A 12,383-nucleotide genomic window follows, 5' to 3' on the forward strand; every position below is an offset into this window, starting at 1 on the left:
GCGACCAGCCCCCACCGGCCCGCGGAAGACTACTTCAGTGCCCAGCCCACGTCCCTGACCAACGCATGCCGCCACCCCGCCCGGTCATGCCCGGACGCCGCCCGAGAAACTCGCACACTCGCCCCGCCCTGTTCAACCAAGGCCTCGACCACCTCGCAGTGCGGCAGCATCCGCGCCTCATGCTCCCCGACCTCGAACGCGACCCGCAGCCCCGACAGGTCAGGCCGTTCCCGCAACCGCTCAGCGATCACACCCCCGACCGGACCCCCCAACGGATCAGCCGCCCGCAGGGCACCCGGCCTCCACCAGAACGACCCCGACTGACAGGCAACCCGCGACACCAACTCGGGAAACTCCAGCGCCGCGTACACCGCGCTCAGCCCACCAAGACTCTGCCCGGCGACCACCAGCCGATCGAGATCGGCACGCACTCCCGACTCCGCCACCAGCGGCAGCAGTTCGTCCCGCACCGCCTCCCACAGCTCGGACCGGCACGTGAACTCCTCGGCCCGGTCCTTGGCGGGCAGAAAGGCCAGCGTGACCGGCGGCATCTCACCCGCGGCCACGGCCGAGTCGAACGCGGTCATGGCCGGGTGCAGATACAGCCAGTCGTCCCCGTCGAGCAGCAGCACCACGGGCCCACCGCCCCCCACCGGATGGACCCGCACCGTACGCCGCCCCCGAGCCGTTCACTGGCCCAGCGGATCCGCGTACGCGGCAGGGGCAGGACCTCGTCGGCACCCACAGCCGGCCAGTGCGGCTGCTCCGGCGCGTCCGGCGTCGCCGCGATGGACCGGTCACCCCCCGCCCCGGCGGGGTTGAACGGATCGGCGTACGCCACGTCGTCCACCAGGAACTGGTAGGTCACCCGCAGGCGTTCGGGCATCCGCACCTCGGCGTACCAGCAGTCCGAGTCGGCCCAGCGGCGCAAGGCGACCGGATCGGACCAGCTCTCGAAACCGACCCGCGCCTCCGACCCGCGCCACAGGAACAGGGTCACCCAACCGCCGTCGTCGGCGGGTCTCGAGGCGGGCGCTCCCGCGGCGGCCCAGAACTCGTCGGTGCCGGGCGCGCCGGGCAGCCCGAACCCGGCGAAGGCGCCGGCGTCCTCCATGTCGGCCGCGACCAGGCGCATGAACGTCTCCTTGTGAGAGGGAAGGGACAAAGGCTAAGCTCCAATCAATTAGGCGAGCCTAACCTAATCTTGGCCCTCCAAGGAGGCTTCGAACATGAGCACCAACCCCTTCGACGACAACGAGGGCCGTTTCCTGGTCCTGGTGAATGACGAGGGCCAGCACTCACTCTGGCCGTCGTTCGCCGAGGTACCCGGGGGCTGGACGACCGCCTTCGAGGAGAACACCCGAGAAGCGTGCCTGGAGTACGTCGAGACCCACTGGACGGACCTGCGCCCGAGGTCCCTCGCCGCGACGATGGACGTCTGACCTCACCGATGCTGTGCACCAGGCTGACCAACGCCCGTTTCCTCACCATGGACCCGGACCATCCGGTCGCCCATGACGTGGGCATCTGGCAGGGCCGGATCGCGGGCCTCGACGAGGCCGTGACCTCCCTGCCCGCCCGCGAGGTGATCGACCTGCAGGGCGCCACCGTGCTCCCCGGGTTCATCGACGCCCATGTGCACCTCGCCTGGACCGGGTTCAAGGAGAACACCCCGAGCATCGCCGGCCGCACCCGGATCGACGACGTACTCGAGGTCGTCGCGGAAGCCGTCACCCGCACCCCCGCCCCCGGCGACTGGGTGAGCATCGCCGGCTACGACCAGCGGGCGCTGGGCCGCCATCTGACCGCAGCCGATCTCGACAAGGTCAGCGACGGACGCAAGATCTTCCTGCTGCACGACTCCGGCCACGGCTGCGTCGTCAACACGGCCGTCCTGGACCTGCTGCCCGCCGACGTCCCGCACGAGAACGGCTTCCTCGCCGAGCAGGCCATGGGCGCCGCCCGTGCCCTGCGCCTGCCGCACTCCCAGGAGGACCTGGCCGAGGCGATCGGCCGCGCCGCCCGCACCTGCGTCGCCGAGGGCGTCACCGCCTGCGCCGAAGCGGGCATCGGCGGCAGGCTCTTCGGCCACAGCCCCGTCGAACTCGGCGCCTACCAGCTCGCCCGGGACAAGGGCCTGCTGCCCCTGCGTGTGCAGCTGATGGTGTCGGGGGACCGGCTGAGCCCGGTCCTGGCACACGAGACCGATGGCATCCCGAGGGCACTCGACCTCGGCCTGCGCACCGGGTTCGGCGACGACCGGCTCTCCGTGGGCGCGCTGAAGATCTACACCGACGGCGGCATGATGGCCCGTACGGCCGCGCTGACCAGCCCGTACGAAGGGCTCGACCACACGGGGCAGTTGCAGGACGACCCGGAGACGCTCGCGGACCTCATCGTGGACGGCCACCTCGCCGGCTGGCAGCTCGCCGTGCACGCGATCGGCGATCGCGCGGCCGATCTGGCCCTGGACGCCTTTGACCGCGCCCAGCGCCTGCGGCCCCGGCCCGAGGCCCGCCACCGCATCGAACACGCCGGTCTGATCCGTCCCGACCAGCTCCCGCGCTTCGCGCGACTCGGCGTCAGCGCGGTGATCCAGCCCAACTTCCTGCGGTACTTCGGCGACGACTACGCGTCGATCATGGGCGAGGAACGGGCACCGTGGATGTACCGGGGCCGGGCGTTCCTGGATCACGGCATCCCGCTGGTGGGCAGCTCGGACCGGCCCGTCGCCGACGGATCGCCCCTGCGGGCCGTCCAGTTCATGGTCGAGCGCGCCTCGGCCTCGGGACAGCTCATCGGCCCGGACGAGGCCGTCACCGTCGACGAGGCACTGCACGCGTACACCGTCGCCGGCGCCCACGCCTGCCACTGGGAGGACAGTCTGGGGAGTCTCACCCCCGGCAAACGCGCCGACCTGGTCGTCCTCGGCGACGACCCCCGGCGCGTCGACACCTCCCGCATAGGCGACATCGAGGTGGTCGAGACGTACGTCGACGGCCGCCCGAGCCGTCCGCGCGTCTGATCCGGGCCCGGCCCCGGTACCGAGGAAGGATTCCCTTGACCACGGCTATGCCGCGCCCTGCCGCGCTGCCGCACGCTCTTCTCGCGCCGTCACCCTCGGTGCGCACCGCTCGCCCGGACGACGCCACCGCACTCGCCGCCCTGTCCCTCCCCTTCGTACGCTCGGGAGCGCTGCGCGAACGCCCCGTCTCCCTCTACGCCGACCGTGCCGCTGACTTCCTCGTACTGGAGGCACCGGACGGCACCCTGGAAGGGTGCGTGGGCATGCGGGCGTATCCCGGCGGGGGAGAAGGCGCCCGACCCGCAGGCGTCGTCTACAACTTCTGCGTGACGGAGCACCAGCAGGGGAGCGGAGCCGGAGCAGGGCTGCTGCGCGCGGTCCTGGCCATGGCCCGCGCCCGATCGCTCGACGCCCTGTTCACGGCGACCACCGGCGGAGGCGGACTGTTCCTCCGCTACGGCTTCACGCCCACGACCGCATGCCAGGCGCCGCGGTCCTGGGCGGAGTCCCTGGACCCGCGGCGCAACGCGCAGGTCCTGGTCAGGACATGGTGACCACGCCGGAAACCGAGTCGGAGACCGCGTCGGAATCCGCGTCGGGAACCACGGTCGTGCCCGGGCTGGTCTCCGCGAGGAGGCCGCGCAGTACCGCGTGCGGCACCCGGCCGTCCAGTACATGCGCTTTGCGCACGCCGCCGCGGACGGCCCGCAGACAGCCCTCCATCTTCGGCAGCATCCCGCTCGCCAGCCCGGGCAGCAGCCCGTCCAGCGCACCGGTGGTCAGCCGTCCGATCACCTCGGTGCTGCGCGGCCAGTCCGCGTACAGCCCCTCCACATCGGTGAGCATCACCAGCCGCTCGGCGTCGAGGGCGACGGCGAGGGCCGACGCCGCGAGATCGGCGTTGACGTTGTAGACCTGCCCGTCCGCACCGCGTGCCACGGGAGAGACGACCGGGATGTGCCCCTGGTCCAGCAGCGCGCGCACCATCGCCGGGTTCACGTCCATGATGTCGCCGACGAGCCCGATGTCCACCGTCTTGCCGTCGACCCGGGCCGGTCGCCGTACGGCGGTCATCGTGTGCGCGTCCTCGCCGGTCAGGCCCACGGCGAAGGGCCCATGGGCGTTGATGTGGCCGACCAGCTCCCGCTGGACCCGGCCCGTCAGCACCATGCGGACCACGTCCATGGTCTCCGGGGTGGTGACCCTGAGGCCCGCCTCGAAACGGGTCTCCAGGCCCAGACGGTCGAGCATCGCGCTGATCTGCGGCCCGCCGCCGTGCACGACGACCGGGCGCAGACCCGCGTGCCACAGCTCCACCAGGTCCTGGGCGAAGGTCCGTTGCAGGCTCGCGTCCACCATGGCGTTGCCGCCGAACTTCACGACGACCGCGCTGCCCAGGAGTTCTCCCGGCGGCCGGGGAAGGCGAGAAGAGCCTGTCGCGACCGGGTCGGCTTGGGTCACGCTCACGAATTCACTCCAAATCAAGGGTGAGTCGAGGGTCGGTATCGACGCCGCGTGCCGCAGTCGTCACGCGTTCCTCCGCTCCCGGTGCAGAAGCAGGCCGCGCAGCAGCCCGTCCGTCGTACAGACCACGCCACTGCGCGCGGCCCACCGGAGCGCCAAGGTGTGCTCCTCGGCGGAGAAGTCGGCGACCGCGTCGGCGACGACGAACGGCTGGATGTCGTTCATGAAGGCGTCAGCGGCGGTCAGCAGGACGCCGAGGTGCGCGTGCACCCCGCAGATGATCAGCTGGTCCCGGTTCTGGGAGCGCAGCAGCCTGCCGAGATGGCTGCGCAGGAAGGCGTTGTGGCGCACATTCGCCAGGAGGTGCTCCCCGGGGCGGGGCGTGAGAGGCGCGACGATCGCCGCGGCGTCCGGCTCGTCTCCTATCCCCGGCCCCCACATGTCACCGGCAAGCCCCCGCTGCGCGGGCGGCTGCCCGGCCGGCTCCGCACTGAACACGACCGGCATGTCCAGCGTGCCGGCGAGTTCCCGGAGCGCGGCGATGTTGGCGACGAGTTCCACCACGGGGGCGCGGCCGGCGGGGAAGGCCCGGACGAAGTGGTTCTGCATGTCGTGGACCAGGAGCGCGGCACGGGCCGGGTCGATCCGCCAGGAGACCTGCGACCGGGGGATCGCGGAGCGATCCGGCATGGAGTAGGAGCCGATGTCCGGCAGGCCCATGGCTGATTCTCTCCCCCCGAGCAACGCGTTCCAGATTCCATGGAGTTGATTAGCTTAGCCTAGCCTAAGTCGGTGATGGGTTGCCGGTCTAGATCAGGCAAAGTTCATGGTCATGACACGGTTCGGGGTGCGAAGATCCCCTTCACATCAGCGACCTGTCGGTGGAGCTGTGATGAGGAGTGCCCACTTCAGGGCGAAGTTGGCTGCCTGCGCCACGTCCTTCGCAGCCGTGGCGGCTGTGATGGCGACCGCCCAGCCGGCGAACGCGGCGGAGTACACCGTCACGGACAACTGTGACGTTCGATGGATCACCTGCTCCTACGGTGACCTGTGGCTGTTCTACAACTCCAAGGACATCGCCATCCAGGACGGCTACATCAAGTCGGCGTACACGACGTTCTACAGCAACGTGTCCGACCACTGGGGCACGAGCCAGTACCAGGGATCGTCACTGACGACCTACCGGTACGTCTTCGGTAACCGCGGCAACGGCAACGGCCAGTACATGAAGAACAACGCGGCGTCCGTGCAGAACTGCGCCCGAGACGACAACTACCGCGTGTACTTCAGCTCCGGCTACGGCGGCACCTCTCAGTACTTCGCGAAGAACGGTCCGTACGGGGACTGCAACATCACGAACCTGATCTCCGCTCTGAAGAACGACAACGCGTCCTCTCACTTCTCATAAGAGCTCGTAACACGATCTTGTAGAGGTGTCCTGGTCGGGCGTGACCGATGTGATGATTCGGCCGTTCGTGATGTGTGAGCACCCGGCCGTGGATCGTGGACGACGACTTGTGGGCGCTGGTCGAGCCGTTGCTGCCGCCCTGGCCAGAGAAGGCGCCGGGCCCGCGGCCGGTGGACGACCGGCTGTGTCTGCAGGGGATCCTGTATTTGCTCCACCAGGACATCGCCTGGCAACTCCTGCCGCTGGAGCTGGGGTTCGGATCGGGACAGACCTGCTGGCGCAGGCTGGAGCGGTGGCAGCAGGCCGGGGTCTTCGACCAGCTGCACCGCATCCTGCTGGCCGAACTGAACGCGGCCGGCGAACTCGACTGGTCCCGCGCGTGTGTGGACGGCTCCCACATCCGCGCGAAAAAAGGGGAGCCGACACCGGTCCGTCGCCGGTCGACCGGCGCAAGACAGGCAGCAAACACCATCTGATCTGCGACGGACGCGGCACCCCGCTCAAGGTCATCACCACCGCGGCCAACGTCAACGACGTCACCCAGACCCTCGCCCTCGTCGACGGCGTCCCGCCCGTGGCCGGACGGCCCGGCCGTCCGCGCCGCCGCCCCGACTCACTCCTCGGCGACAAGGGCTACGACTCCAACCCCAACAGGCGTGAGCTGCGCAAACGACGGATCCTGCCGGTCATCTCCCGCAAGGGCGCCCCGAACATCAAAGGCCTGGGCAAACTCCGCTACGTCGTCGAGCAGACCTTCGCCCTCCTCCACCAGTTCAAGCACCTCGCCGTCCGCTGGGAACGCCGAACCGAACTCCACGACGCATTCATCTCGCTGGCCTGCAGCCTCATCTGCTGGAGACGCCTCAAGAAGGCCCGACCATGATCGTGTTACGAGCTCTACGGGTCCATGCCGCGCAGGGGAGCGGCCAGCCGCCATTCGCCGCAGACGTGGTGATACATGACGTGCTTGGCGGCGCTGCCGCCCTTGATGCTGCCGCGGGCGGCACGTCCTTCCCCGGGGGCGCTGGTCGGGAACCGACGAGGGATCGCCTGAGCCGGAACCGGTTTCTCGCCGTGACGGTGAACCCATGCCAGGCCCCGAGCGCGTCCGATACCGACGGGGCGCGCAGATCACCAACCGATGCGTCAACTTCATTTGACGGCGTCGCTGATACGGGCGCATCAGGGTGCGCCCGTGCTTAACGGGTGCATCTCCCGAAAAGAATCATTTCGACAACACGCTACCGAAAGGACCAATGCATGCGCTGTGCCCGTGCCTTCATGCTCGCCGCCGGTGCGCTGCTCGCGGCAAACGCCGCCAGCGGCACCGCTGCCGCGGCGGAGCAGGGCGACGTTGTGGTGTTCAGTACGGAATCGACGCCGCTGACTGCCTATAGCGACCCGCACGGATGCCAGAAGCTTCCGCCCGACGCGCATGTGCTGACGAACCACACCGATCGTCCGGTCACCGTCTACGCCGACCCGTTCTGTCTGACCCCCGGCCTCACCGTGCAGCCCGGATACGGCTCGCATGTGGCGCCCGGCAGCGGCAGTTTCTCCGCCTGAGCCACCCCTGTTCCCGTTCCCCCCCCACACACTGGAGAACGTACACACATGGCCGCCGATCTCGTCGTCATCGGACTGGGGCACGTCGGGCTGCCGCTCTCCAGAGCCGCGGTCTCGGCCGGTCTGGCGACCGTGGGGTACGACGTGTCCGGCACGGTGGTGTCCGGACTCGCCGCAGGCCGCTCCCATGTCGGCGGCGTCCTCGACGCCGAGGTCGCGGTCATGCTGGACGCGGGCTTTCATGCCACGACCGACCCAGCGGTCCTGGACGGCGCTCAAACCGTGGTGATCTGTGTGCCGACCGGACTCACACCGGAGCGCTTACCCGACCTGTCCGCGGTCGAGGACGCAGCCCGGGCCGTCGCCGCCCGGCTGCGCCCCGGCATGCTCGTCGTCCTGGAGTCCACCAGCTATCCCGGCACCACGGAGGACGTCGTGCGCCCGCTGCTGGAACACGGCAGCGGGCTGCAGGCGGGCGAGGACTTCCACCTGGCGTATTCGCCGCAGCGCATCGACCCCGGCAACGAGACGTGGACCATCCGCAACACGCCGAAGGTCGTGAGCGGTTGCAGCGCTCTGTGCGCCAAGTACGCCGTCGCGTTCTACTCCCGGTTCGTGGACCATCTCGTCGTCGCCCGTGGAACGCGGGAGGCGGAGATGGCCAAACTCCTCGAAAACACCTACCGGTACGTCAACATGGCGTTGGTCGACGAAGTGGCGATGTTCTGCCACGAGACCGGCATCGACATCTGGGACGTGCTGCACTGCGCCGCGTCGAAGCCGTTCGGCTTCGCGCCGTTCAGGCCCGGACCGGGCGTCGGCGGGCACTGCGTACCCGTCGACCCCCGCTATCTCGCAGCGCGGGCCGAATCCCAGGGCTTCGCCTTCCGTACGCTGGCAGCCGCCCACGAGGTCCTCGGCCGTATGCCGAACCATGTCGTGGACCGAGCGCTGGCCCTGCTCACCGAGGTCCTGGGCCGCCCTGAGGGCGCGCGGGTCCTGCTGCTCGGAATCACGTACAAAGCGGATGTGGCCGATGTGCGGGAGACACCGGCGCACCCGGTGGCGGCAGGACTGCTCGCCGCCGGTGCCGAGGTGTCCTACCACGACCCGTACATAGCCGAGTTCACTGTCGGCGGCCGGTCTCTGCCGCGCGCCGAAAACCTCCAGGAAGCCATGGCCCAGGCCGATATGGCGATCCTGTTGCAGGATCACGCCTGTTACGCCAGGGAAGCACTGGGGCAGGCTCGCTGCGTCCTGCTCGACACCCGCGGCAAGGCCGTGGGCAGCCGCGTCACCCTTCTCTGATCTCCTCGCTCCGGCGTAAGCCGGTGCCTCCTCGCGCCGGCCCTGAGCCGGCGTCTCCTCCTGCCGGCCTTCGCCGGCCCCAGAGCCCGCGCAGCGGTACCGCCCTGCGCGGTCGCGGCCCTGCCCAGGTGCCGCGGTCCGTCATCCATCCGACACCATCCGACACCATCGGACCTCCGTCCGAGACAGGGAGAGACACATGAGCACCGCTGTCGCCAACGACCGCCTGGTGAAGCGCTTCGAGAAGTGGGACACCAACGGCAACGGCGTCCTGGAGGCGAGCGACCTCCAGGGCGAGGCCGCCCGGATCGCCCAGAACCTCGGCAAGAGCGCCGACTCCCCGGAAGTGAAGGAGCTCCACAGCGCGTTCCAGGGGCTGTACCAGCACCTGGCCCAGAAGGCCGGCGTCCCGGCCGGTGGCGCCATCAGCCGGGAGCAGTTCCTCGACGCCACGGGGGAGCTGCTGTTCAAGGATGGTGAGGCGAGCTTCAACCGCGCGCTCTCTCCCATCGTGAAGGCGCTGGTCCGCCTGTGCGACGACAACCACGACGGCGAGATCGACGCCCGTGAGTTCCAGGCCTGGCTGTCCGCTGTCGGCGTGCCGGTCTCCCAGGCCGGGGACATTTTCCAGAAGGTGGACAGGAACGGCGACGGAAGGCTGTCCGAGGACGAACTGCTGGAAACCGTCCGCGACTTCCACTTCGGCCGCCTGGAGGTCGAGCTGCTCGGCTGACCTGCCGGAGCGGCAGCTCTGACCCGGGTGGGCGACCACCCGGGTTCCGGAGTCACCGGATGGCGCCGCCCGTTCAGCGGGCCGGCGCCATCCGGTGCGCGACCGTTTGTTCGCGAAATGGCGCGTTGCTCATGTCCGCCTGTTGTGCGGTGGCGCTGTCTGGAGCAGGAGAGTACGCGTCCGCTTCCGCGTAAGCGCTGTCCGGAACCGTCTCGCGGATGTCTGTCCTCTCGTCACCCGCGTCTGTGGATGCCCTGCCGGAGACCGCTTCGGCGCGGGACTGTCAGGCGCCGGGCGGTGCGGGGACCGTGCCGTGGTCCCCGGCCCGGCCCTGGACGAACGTGACGACGGTCTCCGGCCGCAGGCCCAGGTCCCGGCCGCTGACCGGACGCGCCGCGTGGATCAGGATGTTGTAGTGGTTCGGAAGGTGACAGGCGTCGAAGCCGAGCACCGTGCCGACTGTCGTGTCCCCGACCCGCACCAGGTCACCCCGGTCGATCACACCGCCGCACAGCAGCTCGGCGAAGCCCAGGAAACCCACCCGGTCGATCCGGGCGCCGGAGCGCGGGTCCCACTGGTCGGTGGTGACCAGTTCGTGCACCTCGCCCCGGCGTACGCAGCGTGCCGCGTGCTCTTCCAGCCGCATGCCGCGGTCCGTGCGGCGGTGCACGAGCACCTTGACCAGTGATGCTCTCACGGCGCGCTTCGGGCCGTCCTCCGCCGGATTCACCGGCCCGCCCCCGCCGCCGTCGTATTCGGTGCGGGCCGGGCACAGCGATAGGCCGCCTCCACCAGTTCGAGCGCGGGCAGGCCGCCGTGCGCTCCCGTGCCCGCCGGGGCACCGGTGCGGACGAGCGCCGCGAACTCGGTGAGGATCGCCTCGTACTCGTGCCACAGTGACCCCTTGAAGCCGGTGTGTCCGGCCAGCATGTCGGCGTGCAGCATCTCGCCGCCGGCCAACTCCACCTCGATGTCCTTGCGTTCCCCCGGGTACGACCAGTCCAGCTCGACCGAGGCCGTGGCTCCCGTGCGGCCACGCAGACGGATCATCGCCTGACGGTCGACGCCGGAGCCGTCGCGGTGGATCTCGCAGCCGGTGACGGCGAGTTCACCGAGCAGCAGCCGCACCAGGTCGAGGGCGTTGGGGCCGTTGTCGGACACGCAGCCGCCGCCGCAGCGGGCCGGGTCCAGGTACCAGTCCTCGCCGCCGAGATGCTCTTCGATGCGCTCCAGATAGCGGACCCGGACGGAGCGGATCTCCCGGCCCGCCGTCCGGCGCACCAGTGCGTGGACGGCGGTGTTGTAGCGGCGGTGGAACGCCGTCATCAGCGGGACTCCGCGGCGCCGCGCCAGATCCACCAGCACGGAACCCTCGGCCGCGGTCAGGGCGAGGGGCTTCTCCACGCAGACCGGGACGCCGGTGGCCAGCGCGTCCCGGCACAGGAGCAGGTGAACGTCGTTGGGAACGGCCACGACTAGGGCGTCCGGTCGCGCCCGGTCCAGCAGCGCGCGGTGGTCGGTGAAGCGTGCCGCCCGGCCGGGGAACTGCTCCAGGGCCTCGGCACGGGCGTCGCACACAGCGGTCAGCTGCCACTCGGGCAGCCGTTCCGCGGCGGCCAGATAGTAGGGGGAGATGGCGCCCAGACCGACGACGCCGAGCTGCAAGGGCCGAGTCATCGCGGACTCCCGGTACCGCCGAGGAGACCGAGGGCGGTCAGTTCCGCGTGGAGGTGCGGGGGCAGGGGGATCCCGTGGCGGCGACGCTCGGCGGCGAGTTCCGCCTCCCACCAGCCCGGGTAGCGCACCGGCTCGCCGCCGGACACCGGCGGGCAGCCGACGAGCGCGCCGAACAGGGACCGGGTCGCGGCGGCCGAGTCCGCGCCGGGTCGCAGCACCTCCGGGGCGATCGCGAGGAGGAAGAAGCCGATGTCGTCGTCGCTGCCGTGCGCCGTACCGTCCCCTTCAAGGGCGGCGGGCGAGGGTCCCACGGCCGCGCCTGACACCACGGCGGCCAGCAGTTCCACGGCGATGCCGAGCCCGTAGCCCTTGTGGACGCCGGTCTCGGCCGTGCCGCCCAGCCAGCGCAGAAAGGCCTCGCCGCGGTCGAAGGCGGACGGGTCCGTCACCGGCTCGCCCGCCGCGTCCTCCAACCAGCCGTCGGGCACCGGGATGCCACGGCGGGCGGCGACACGGACCCGCCCGGTGGGCGCGACGGTGGTGCTCATGTCCAGCAGGAACGGGTGTCCGTCGAGGGCCGGCGCGGCGACGCTCAGCGGGTTGGTGCCGAGCATCGCCACCGTGCCGCCCGGGGGCCGTGCGATGCGCTGGCCGCCGCAGTTGCTCGCGACCACGCCGATCATCCCGGCGTGCGCGGCGCGCACGGCGTGGAAGCCGGCGCACCCGAAGTGGGTGGCCCCGCGCACCGACACCAGCCCGACCCCGTGCCGGCCGGCCCGTGCCACGGCGTCGTCCATGGCCTCGGCCGCGGCCCACAGGCCCAGGGCGCGGTGGGCGTCGACGACCGCGCAGGCGCCCAGGTCGTTGAGGGTCCGCGGTTCGGCGTGGGGGTCGCAGCGGCCGGACTCCAGCAACGGCAGGTAGAGCCGGGTGAGGTTGAACACGCCGTGCGAGTCCAGCCCGGTCAGGTCGCCGTGACACAGCGCGTCCGCGGCGAGCCGGGCCCGCGCGTCAGGGATGCCGTGGCCGGTGAAGAGGCCGGTGAGCGAAGCCTGCAGCTCCGCGTGGTCGACGAGGACGGATGTGGGCTCGACCGCCGCTCGGGGGGCGGTGGGTGCCGTCATTCGGGATTCCTTACGAGGCGGGGTGGTTCTCTTCGGAGGTCGTTCGCCCGGGGGCGCGATGCTCTACGGGGTTTGCGA

13 protein-coding genes and 1 pseudogene are annotated in these 12,383 nt (G+C 70.5%); 8 read left to right on the plus strand and 6 right to left on the minus strand.

Annotated features, from left to right (window positions below; genetic code table 11):
• Positions 1-29: 29 nt before the first annotated feature.
• Positions 30-1,135 (minus strand): annotated as a pseudogene (locus ACQEV8_RS38160) (alpha/beta hydrolase-fold protein).
• A 94-nt stretch (positions 1,136-1,229) separates the two neighbouring features.
• On the opposite strand from ACQEV8_RS38160, the gene ACQEV8_RS38165 reads away from it, so the two are divergent.
• Genes ACQEV8_RS38165 through ACQEV8_RS38175 form a run of 3 tightly spaced genes read left to right on the plus strand, consistent with a single transcriptional unit; the run spans position 1,230 to position 3,579 of the window.
• Positions 1,230-1,442, plus strand: coding sequence for an MbtH family protein (locus ACQEV8_RS38165; protein WP_432970125.1), 213 nt, complete (start codon positions 1,230-1,232; stop codon positions 1,440-1,442).
• Positions 1,443-1,450: 8 nt separating this feature from the next.
• Positions 1,451-3,025 carry an amidohydrolase gene (locus ACQEV8_RS38170; protein WP_432970128.1) on the plus strand — a complete coding sequence of 525 codons (1,575 nt, stop codon included), beginning with the start codon at positions 1,451-1,453 and terminating at the stop codon, positions 3,023-3,025.
• A 35-nt stretch (positions 3,026-3,060) separates the two neighbouring features.
• Positions 3,061-3,579: a GNAT family N-acetyltransferase gene (locus ACQEV8_RS38175; RefSeq protein WP_432970131.1), complete on the plus strand. Its 519-nt coding sequence runs from the start codon at positions 3,061-3,063 to the stop codon at positions 3,577-3,579.
• Here ACQEV8_RS38175 and argB read toward each other — a convergent pair.
• On the minus strand, positions 3,566-4,423 hold the full coding sequence (argB, locus tag ACQEV8_RS38180; RefSeq protein WP_432973297.1) for an acetylglutamate kinase: 858 nt from the start codon (positions 4,421-4,423) through the stop codon (positions 3,566-3,568). The genes ACQEV8_RS38175 and argB overlap by 14 nt on opposite strands.
• Positions 4,424-4,552: 129 nt before the next feature.
• Complete coding sequence (locus tag ACQEV8_RS38185; RefSeq protein ID WP_432970134.1) at positions 4,553-5,209, minus strand: isochorismatase family protein; 657 nt, start codon at positions 5,207-5,209, stop codon at positions 4,553-4,555.
• A gap of 172 nt (positions 5,210-5,381) precedes the next feature.
• Between ACQEV8_RS38185 and ACQEV8_RS38190 the strand changes: the two genes are divergently transcribed.
• The 5 genes from ACQEV8_RS38190 (at position 5,382) to ACQEV8_RS38210 (ending at position 9,504) form a co-directional block, all read left to right on the plus strand.
• Positions 5,382-5,897 (plus strand): hypothetical protein, encoded by a 516-nt coding sequence (locus tag ACQEV8_RS38190; RefSeq protein ID WP_432970137.1) that lies wholly within the window; start codon positions 5,382-5,384, stop codon positions 5,895-5,897.
• A gap of 74 nt (positions 5,898-5,971) precedes the next feature.
• A protein-coding gene (locus tag ACQEV8_RS38195) for an IS5 family transposase (protein WP_432970140.1) occupies positions 5,972-6,780 on the plus strand; the annotation gives its coding sequence in 2 pieces (ribosomal slippage) (positions 5,972-6,289 and positions 6,292-6,780; 807 coding nt in all).
• A 377-nt stretch (positions 6,781-7,157) separates the two neighbouring features.
• Entirely contained in the window at positions 7,158-7,463 is a 306-nt protein-coding gene (locus tag ACQEV8_RS38200; RefSeq protein ID WP_432970143.1) for a hypothetical protein, read from the plus strand.
• A gap of 48 nt (positions 7,464-7,511) precedes the next feature.
• Positions 7,512-8,771: a nucleotide sugar dehydrogenase gene (locus ACQEV8_RS38205; RefSeq protein WP_432970146.1), complete on the plus strand. Its 1,260-nt coding sequence runs from the start codon at positions 7,512-7,514 to the stop codon at positions 8,769-8,771.
• A gap of 199 nt (positions 8,772-8,970) precedes the next feature.
• Positions 8,971-9,504: an EF-hand domain-containing protein gene (locus tag ACQEV8_RS38210; protein ID WP_432970149.1), complete on the plus strand. Its 534-nt coding sequence runs from the start codon at positions 8,971-8,973 to the stop codon at positions 9,502-9,504.
• A 283-nt stretch (positions 9,505-9,787) separates the two neighbouring features.
• Here ACQEV8_RS38210 and ACQEV8_RS38215 read toward each other — a convergent pair whose 3' ends face one another.
• The 3 genes from ACQEV8_RS38215 to ACQEV8_RS38225 are packed head-to-tail and all read right to left on the minus strand — an operon-like array spanning position 9,788 to position 12,305.
• Complete coding sequence (locus ACQEV8_RS38215; protein WP_432970152.1) at positions 9,788-10,201, minus strand: DUF6917 domain-containing protein; 414 nt, start codon at positions 10,199-10,201, stop codon at positions 9,788-9,790.
• A 29-nt stretch (positions 10,202-10,230) separates the two neighbouring features.
• Positions 10,231-11,181: a Gfo/Idh/MocA family protein gene (locus tag ACQEV8_RS38220; RefSeq protein WP_432970155.1), complete on the minus strand. Its 951-nt coding sequence runs from the start codon at positions 11,179-11,181 to the stop codon at positions 10,231-10,233.
• Positions 11,178-12,305, minus strand: a complete 1,128-nt coding sequence (locus ACQEV8_RS38225) for an Ldh family oxidoreductase (protein WP_432970158.1) — start codon at positions 12,303-12,305, stop codon at positions 11,178-11,180. Before ACQEV8_RS38225 ends, ACQEV8_RS38220 begins: the two co-directional genes overlap by 4 nt.
• Positions 12,306-12,383 lie beyond the last annotated feature (78 nt).

The organism is Streptomyces sp. CA-179760 (assembly GCF_050937045.1).
Lineage (GTDB): Bacteria > Actinomycetota > Actinomycetes > Streptomycetales > Streptomycetaceae > Streptomyces.

Bases quoted from the DNA above. Each gene is read 5' to 3' on its own strand.
- ACQEV8_RS38185 (WP_432970134.1), bottom strand. From the start codon at position 5,209: ATGGGCCTGCCGGACATCGGCTCCTACTCCATGCCGGATCGCTCCGCG.
- ACQEV8_RS38205 (WP_432970146.1), top strand. From the start codon at position 7,512: ATGGCCGCCGATCTCGTCGTCATCGGACTGGGGCACGTCGGGCTGCCG.
- ACQEV8_RS38225 (WP_432970158.1), bottom strand. From the start codon at position 12,305: ATGACGGCACCCACCGCCCCCCGAGCGGCGGTCGAGCCCACATCCGTC.
- ACQEV8_RS38165 (WP_432970125.1), top strand. From the start codon at position 1,230: ATGAGCACCAACCCCTTCGACGACAACGAGGGCCGTTTCCTGGTCCTG.
- ACQEV8_RS38200 (WP_432970143.1), top strand. From the start codon at position 7,158: ATGCGCTGTGCCCGTGCCTTCATGCTCGCCGCCGGTGCGCTGCTCGCG.
- ACQEV8_RS38210 (WP_432970149.1), top strand. From the start codon at position 8,971: ATGAGCACCGCTGTCGCCAACGACCGCCTGGTGAAGCGCTTCGAGAAG.
- ACQEV8_RS38190 (WP_432970137.1), top strand. From the start codon at position 5,382: ATGAGGAGTGCCCACTTCAGGGCGAAGTTGGCTGCCTGCGCCACGTCC.
- ACQEV8_RS38220 (WP_432970155.1), bottom strand. From the start codon at position 11,181: ATGACTCGGCCCTTGCAGCTCGGCGTCGTCGGTCTGGGCGCCATCTCC.
- ACQEV8_RS38170 (WP_432970128.1), top strand. From the start codon at position 1,451: ATGCTGTGCACCAGGCTGACCAACGCCCGTTTCCTCACCATGGACCCG.